Origin of the sequence: Azospirillum sp. B506 (assembly GCF_000333595.1) — a bacterium.
Lineage (GTDB): Bacteria > Pseudomonadota > Alphaproteobacteria > Azospirillales > Azospirillaceae > Azospirillum.
This window is the reverse complement of the sequence record NZ_BADK01000127.1, coordinates 1-6,584: the sequence shown is the minus strand read 5'-3', so window position 1 is coordinate 6,584 and position 6,584 is coordinate 1. Positions and strand designations below refer to the sequence as shown.

8 protein-coding genes are annotated in these 6,584 nt (G+C 66.6%); all 8 read left to right on the top strand.

The window, feature by feature from the left end; translation table 11 throughout:
• Nucleotides 1-18: 18 nt before the first annotated feature.
• Nucleotides 19-939: a LysR family transcriptional regulator gene (locus tag I71_RS04485; RefSeq protein ID WP_042691178.1), complete on the top strand. Its 921-nt coding sequence runs from the start codon at nt 19-21 to the stop codon at nt 937-939.
• A gap of 170 nt (nt 940-1,109) precedes the next feature.
• Nucleotides 1,110-2,462: an ABC transporter substrate-binding protein gene (locus tag I71_RS04480; protein WP_199902108.1), complete on the top strand. Its 1,353-nt coding sequence runs from the start codon at nt 1,110-1,112 to the stop codon at nt 2,460-2,462.
• Nucleotides 2,463-2,689: 227 nt separating this feature from the next.
• A complete protein-coding gene (locus I71_RS04475; protein WP_042691176.1) occupies nt 2,690-3,556 on the top strand; it encodes a branched-chain amino acid ABC transporter permease in 867 nt (288 codons plus the stop codon).
• A complete protein-coding gene (locus I71_RS04470; protein ID WP_042691174.1) occupies nt 3,556-4,602 on the top strand; it encodes a branched-chain amino acid ABC transporter permease in 1,047 nt (348 codons plus the stop codon). The genes I71_RS04475 and I71_RS04470 overlap by 1 nt, the downstream gene beginning before the upstream one ends.
• A complete protein-coding gene (locus I71_RS04465; RefSeq protein ID WP_244433627.1) occupies nt 4,599-5,318 on the top strand; it encodes an ABC transporter ATP-binding protein in 720 nt (239 codons plus the stop codon). The genes I71_RS04470 and I71_RS04465 overlap by 4 nt, the downstream gene beginning before the upstream one ends.
• 4 nt (nt 5,319-5,322) lie before the next feature.
• Entirely contained in the window at nt 5,323-5,670 is a 348-nt protein-coding gene (locus I71_RS40490) for an ATP-binding cassette domain-containing protein (RefSeq protein ID WP_280109848.1), read from the top strand.
• An 11-nt stretch (nt 5,671-5,681) separates the two neighbouring features.
• Nucleotides 5,682-6,095 carry an ABC transporter ATP-binding protein gene (locus I71_RS40485; protein ID WP_280109847.1) on the top strand — a complete coding sequence of 138 codons (414 nt, stop codon included), beginning with the start codon at nt 5,682-5,684 and terminating at the stop codon, nt 6,093-6,095.
• 54 nt (nt 6,096-6,149) lie between these two features.
• On the top strand, nt 6,150-6,584 hold a 435-nt coding region (locus I71_RS04455), incomplete at its 3' end, for a D-glutamate cyclase family protein (protein WP_042691180.1).

Below are 6,584 nucleotides of genomic sequence, written 5' to 3'. Positions count from 1 at the left end.
GCACGGGATGGGTGAGGCATGCTGGACCTGAAGTCGCTGGAGACCTTCATCTGGACAATGCGGCTCGGCGGCTTCCGCCGGGCGGCGGAGCGGTTGAACACCACGCAACCGGCGATCTCGGCCCGCATCGCCCAGCTCCAGGACGAGTTGGGCGTCGTCCTGTTCGAGCGGGTCGGCCGGCGGGTGGCGCCGACGCCCCAGGCGATGGTCCTGCTGACCTATGCCGAGAAGATGATGGCGCTGCGGTCCGAGCTGTTGACCGCGGTGGCGGACCGCAGCGCCATTCGCGGCGTCATCCGGCTGGGGGTGGCGGAGACTGTGGTCCACACCTGGCTCAGCCAGCTGATCGAACGGCTGAACGCCTTCTATCCTGCCGTGTCGCTGGAGATCGAGGTCGAGACCTCCCCCAGCATGCGCGACGCGCTCGCCCGGCATGAGCTGGACGTGGCGGTGATGCTGGCCTCCTACACCGACGTGCGGTTCCGGTCGGTTCCGGTCGGGAACTACCCGCTGGGCTGGGTGGCCAGCCCGACGCTGCCCCTGCCCGAGGAACCGGTCTTGCTGCGCGATCTGGCGGCATGGCCGATCATCACCTTCTCCCGCACCACCCAGCCCTATGGCGTGATCCGCGAGATGTTCTCCTCCGTCGGATTGCAGGTGCGGATGTTCGGCAACAGTTCGCTCGCCAGCGTCGTCCGCATGGCGGTGGATGCGGTCGGCGTCAGCGTGATCCCGACGGTGATCGTCCAGCGCGAGCTGGCGGAAGGCCGGCTGCGGCTGGTCCGGGCGCAATCGCCCTTGCCGGGGATGACCTTCTGCGCCGCCCATTCCGCCACGGCGGAGAACCATATGGCGTCGGTTGTCGCCGATCTGGCCGCCGCAGTGGCCGCCGAGTATGAGGCGACGACCGGCAACCAGGCTCCGGGCGTCGCGGAATGAGCCGGCACGCATTAGCAAGCGATTGATCGCCGCAGCTTATCAATCCAGATCAAAACTTACGATTGGACGCACCTGAGACTGTTGGTGTCATCATCCTGTCAGAGGCGCACCAAACAGCCGCAAAGGCACGCGCCGCAAGCCACCAAGGCACTGAACAGAGGAGATTCACGATGCGGTTCGCGGCAGCGATCACCGAACCCACCCGCACGCCCACGTCCATGGCCACGGCCAACGCCCCCACCCGGCGCCAGACGATCAAGCGCATGCTTGCCGCGGCTGCCCTGCTGACCACGACCGCGCTGACCGGCATCGGCTTCGGTGCCACTCCGGCCCATGCCGAGGACGAGATCCGCATCGGCGTGATCTATCCGCTGACCGGTGCCGCCGCCTCCACCGGCGTCGAACTGAAGGCCGCCGCCGAACTGGCCGCCGCCATCGTCAACAAGGAAATCCCCGCTCCGCCCGGTCTGGTCGCCGGCATCGGCCTGCCGAACCTGAAGGGGGCCAAGATCAAGCTGATCTTCGGCGACCATCAAGGCAACCCGCAGGTCGGCGCCACCGAGGCCGAGCGGCTGATCACCAGCGAAAAGGTCGTGGCGCTGACCGGGGCCTATTTCTCCAACGTCACCGCCACCGCCAGCCAGGTCGCCGAACGGTACGGCGTGCCGTTCCTGAACGGCGAATCCTCCTCGGCTTCGCTGACCCAGCGCAAGTTCAAATGGTTCTTCCGCACCACCCCGCATGACGACCTGTTCGTCGGCAACTTCTTCACCTTCCTCGGCGACATGGAGAAGAAGACCGGCGACAAGCTGCGCAGCATCGCGCTGTTCAACGAAAACACGCTGTGGGGCAACGAGACGACCAAGCTGCAGGTGAAGCTGGCGGAGGAGCAGAAGTTCACCATCGCCGAGAAGATCCTCTACCCGGCCAAGACGACGCAGATGACGTCGGAGGTGCAACGCATCAAGGCTGCCGCCCCGGCGGTGATCATGCAGTCCAGCTATCTCGGCGACGCCATCCTGTCGATGAAGACCTACAAGGAGCTGGGCTTCTCGCCGAAGATGCTGCTGGCCAACGATGCCGGCTTCAACGACAGCGAGTTCCTGAAGACCATGGGCAAGGATGGCGAGTTCGTCATCAGCCGCGAGGTCTGGGCGCTCGATCAGGCCGAACGCAACCCGCTGATCAAACAGGTCAACGACCTGATGCAGCAGCGCGCGGGCGTGAACTTCAACGGCAATTCGGCCCGCGCCTTCACCGGCATCGCCGTGCTGGCCGACGCGCTGAACCGCGCCGGTTCGACCAAGCCGGATGCGATCCGCGAGGCGCTTCAGAAGACCGACATCCCGGCCAGCGGCCTGATCATGCCGTGGAAGGGCGTCAAGTTCGACGCCAACGGCCAGAACGAGCTGGGCCAGGGCATCATCGTCCAGGTCCAGGGCGGACAGTATGTGACGGTGTGGCCGTTCGACGTGGCGACCAAGCCGGTCGTCTACCCGATGCCGGCCTGGGACGGCCGCTGACCACCGCTTCTCTCAACGGACTGCTGCCTACCCTTTCCCTTTCCGGAAACGGGGGAACCCGCCGCTTTTGCGGCGGGTAGGGCTCCGGAGATGCACCGTCGGTCCCGCGCTTCGATCCACGATGCACCTCCTGCCCGGCGCCCTGGGCGCCACCCTGTCCCGGATGGGGAAGGGGATTTTCCCGCACAGATCCTCCGGCCCACCCTGACCGCAAAAGGGGTGCTGCTATGACCGCAGACATTCTCATCCAAGTGCTCGTTTCGGGCCTGCTGATCGGGCTGATCTATGCCCTGGTCGCGGTCGGCCTGACGCTGATCTTCGGCGTGATGGACATCGTCAATTTCGCCCATGGCGAATTCCTGATGCTCGGCATGTATGCCAGCTTCTGGGCCTTCGCCCTCTTCGCCATCGATCCCATCGTGGCGCTTCCCCTGACCGCGCTGCTGCTGTTCGCGGTCGGTGTCATCGTCTACCAGACGGTGATCCGCCGCATCCTGAAGGCGCCGATGCTGTCGCAGATCTTCGCGACCTTCGGCCTGATGATCCTGCTGCGCGGTCTGGCCCAGTTCTTCTGGAAGCCGGACCATCGGCTGATCCCGCACAGCCTGGTCAGCGGCAACATCGCGCTCGGCCCCGTCCAGTTCGGCCTGCCGCAATTCGTCGCCGCCCTGGGTGCGGTCGGCGTCACCGGCGCCCTATGGCTGTTTCTCCACCGCACCCGCCTCGGCACTGCTCTGGAGGCCACCGCCATCGACCGTGAGGCGGCGACCCTGATGGGCATCGACGGGCAGAAGATGTTCGCGCTCGCCTGGGGCATCGGCGCCGCCTGCGCCGGTCTGGCCGGCGGGCTGATCGCCACCTTCTTCCCGATCTTCCCGGAGGTGGGGTCGAACTTCATCCTGATCGCCTTCGTGGTGGTCGTGCTGGGCGGCTTCGGCAGCGTCACCGGCGCCTTCCTGGCCGGCATCATCGTCGGTCTGATCGAGGTGCTGGGCGGCTTCCTGGTCGGCCCGGAATACAAGACCGCCATTGTGCTGTCGCTGCTGCTGATCGTGCTGCTGGTGCGTCCGCGCGGCCTGCTGGGGAAAGCCTGATGACGACCGGAACCACCTCCTCCCGCAAGGCGCCCATCTCCCGTAAAGCAATGGGCACCGCCGCACTGCTGGCGCTTGCCGCCGTCCTGCCGCTGGCGATCACCGAGCCGTCGCAGCAGAATTTCCTGATCCTGATCCTGATGGGCGCCCAGATGGGCGTCGCCTGGAACATCGTCGGCGGCTATGCCGGTCAGGTCTCGCTCGGCCATGCGGTGTTCTACGGGATCGGCGCCTACACCTCGACCATGCTGCTGACAACGCTTGGCCTGACGCCCTGGATCGGCGCCCTGGCCGGCGGTCTTCTGGCGGCGATCTTCGCGATCGCCATGGGCTGGCCCTGCTTCCGGCTGAAGGGGCATTATTTCGCCATGGCGACCATCGCGGTGGCAGAGATCGTGCAGATCCTGGTCACCAACAGCGACGCCCTGGAGGGGGCCGTCGGCCTCTATCTGCCAATGGACCGCAATGGCTGGGGCTGGCTGATCTTCCTGTCGAAGCTGCCCTACTACTACGTCATCCTCGGCCTGCTGGTGCTGACGGTGCTGGTGTCCTGGCTGATCGAGCGCAGCCACATCGGCTATTATTTCCGCGCCATCAAGGACGAGCCGGAGGCTGCCCGTGCCCTGGGCGTCAGCCTGACCCGCTACAAGCTGATCGCGCTCTCGGTGTCGGCCTTCCTGACGGCGCTGGGCGGCAGTTTCTACGCCCAGAAGGAGATGTTCATCGATCCGGGGTCCGTGTTCGCCGGGACGATATCGATCAAGATCGCGCTGATCGCCATCCTCGGCGGGGTCGGCCGGCTGACCGGTCCGGTGCTGGGGGCGGTCATCCTGATCACCATCGAGGAGTACAGCCGCACCCTGTTCGGCAGCACCGGTTCCGGCACCGACATGATCATCTACGCCGCCATGATCATCCTGGTCGCCGTGTTCAGCCCGTCCGGCGTGTTGGGCCTGCTGGGCGACCTGCATCGCCACTTGGGTCGCCATCTGCCCGGCACCAAGCCGGCCGAGGTCAAGACCGAGAAGATGGAGATCCGCCCGTGAACACCGCCCCCCTGCTTGCCGTGGACGGCCTGGGCAAGGCCTTCGACGGTCTGATCGCCAACCGCGACATCAGCTTCGTCGTCCATCATGGCGAGATCATCGGGCTGATCGGCCCGAACGGCGCCGGCAAGACCACCCTGTTCAACTGCCTCGCCGGCTTCCACACCCCCACCACCGGCCGCATCGCCTTCGAAGGCCATGACATCACTGGCTCCACGCCGGAAGCGGCGGCGGCGCTGGGCATCGCCCGCACCTTCCAGATCGTCCGCGTCTTCCAGTCGATGACGGCGCTGGAGAACGTGATGGTCGGCGCCATGCTGCGCAACAAGCGGGTTGCCGAAGCCCGTGACCGGGCGGAGGAGGAACTGGCCTTCGTCGGCCTGTCGCACCGGGCGGGCACCCCGGCGTCCGACCTGACGGTGTCGGAACAGAAGCGGCTGGAGGTCGCCCGTGCGCTCGCCACCGAACCGAAGCTGATCCTGCTGGACGAGGTGATGGCCGGCCTGAACCCGACCGAGGTGCGCGAGGCCTCTGCCCTGGTCCACCGCATCCACCAGCGCGGCATCGCCAGCATCATCGTTGAACATGTGATGGAGGGCATCATGCCCATCGCCCACCGGATGCTCGTGCTGGATTATGGTGCGAAGATCGCCGACGGCACCCCGGCGGAGATCGCCGAGAACCCGGCTGTCATCGCCGCCTATCTGGGGGAATGAGACGATGCTGCAACCGACGCTGTCCGAACCCGTCCGCCCCGTCGCCCTCACTCCAGCCCCCGTGGGCGAGGCGATGCTGCAGGTCCGCAACATCCAGTCCAGCTACCGCCGCGTCCCCGCCATCCGCGATGTCAGCCTGACGCTGAACCGGGGGGAGATCGTCGCCCTGGTCGGCGGCAACGGCAACGGCAAGTCCACCACCCTGCGTGCCGTCGCCGGGCTGAATGCCCTGGACGGCGGGTCGGTCCTGCTGAAGGGCCAGGACATCTCCGCCGTGCCCGCCCATGAGCGGGTGAAGCGCGGGCTGGTGCTGGTGCCGGAAGGCCGCCGCTGTTCCCGCGCTGACGGGTGAAACAGAACCTGATGCTTGGCGGCTCCACCACCAGCGATGCGCCCAAACGCGAGCAAACGCTCCAATTCGCTTACGACACTTTCACCGTGCTCGGTGAACGCCGCCGCCAGCAGGCCGGCACCCTGTCGGGCGGCGAACAGCAGATGCTGGCGATGTGCCGCGGCCTGATGAGCCAGCCCGACCTGCTGATGCTGGACGAGCCGTCCTGGGGCGTCGCCCCCAAGCTGGTGACCCGCATCTTCGAGACCATCCAACTGATCCGCCAGCGCGGCATCACCGTGCTGCTGGTCGAGCAGAACGTCCACCGCGCGCTGGAGATCGCCGACCGCGGCTATGTCATCCAGACCGGCCGCGTCGTGATGGAAGGCAGCGGCCAGGACCTGCTCGGCAACGACGAGGTGCGGCAGGCCTATCTGGGCATGTGAAGACCTTTCCCTCGACGAACGCCATTCCTCCTCATCCTTTTCCGGACCATCCCCATGACGACCACTCCCCTCACCGCCGCCGCCGAGCGCCTGCGGATCCGCAGCGGTGCCAACAGCGGCCAGACCGCCGGTCTCGCCCCCGGCCATGTCCAGGCCAACCTCGCCATCCTGCCGGCGGACTGGGCCGGTGACTTCCTGCGCTTCTGCCAGGCGAACCCGCGGCCCTGTCCGCTGCTGGCGGTGTCGGAGGTCGGCGATCCGCGCCTGCCGACGTTGGGCCATGACATCGACATCCGCACCGATGTGCCGCGTTACCGCGTCTACCGCGACGGTGTGCTCTCGGCCGAGCCGACCGACATCGCCGACCTGTGGCAGGACGATTTCGTCGCCTTCCTGATCGGCTGCTCCTTCTCCTTCGAGGAGGCCCTGCTGGCCGACGGCGTGCCGGTGCGCCACATCGCGATGAACCGCAATGTGCCGATGTACGAG

Excerpts from the sequence above, each read along its gene's own strand:
- I71_RS04470 (WP_042691174.1), top strand. The coding sequence starts at position 3,556 with ATGACGACCGGAACCACCTCCTCCCGCAAGGCGCCCATCTCCCGTAAA.
- I71_RS04485 (WP_042691178.1), top strand. The coding sequence starts at position 19 with ATGCTGGACCTGAAGTCGCTGGAGACCTTCATCTGGACAATGCGGCTC.
- I71_RS04475 (WP_042691176.1), top strand. The coding sequence starts at position 2,690 with ATGACCGCAGACATTCTCATCCAAGTGCTCGTTTCGGGCCTGCTGATC.
- I71_RS04480 (WP_199902108.1), top strand. The coding sequence starts at position 1,110 with ATGCGGTTCGCGGCAGCGATCACCGAACCCACCCGCACGCCCACGTCC.
- I71_RS40490 (WP_280109848.1), top strand. The coding sequence starts at position 5,323 with ATGCTGCAACCGACGCTGTCCGAACCCGTCCGCCCCGTCGCCCTCACT.
- I71_RS40485 (WP_280109847.1), top strand. The coding sequence starts at position 5,682 with ATGCTTGGCGGCTCCACCACCAGCGATGCGCCCAAACGCGAGCAAACG.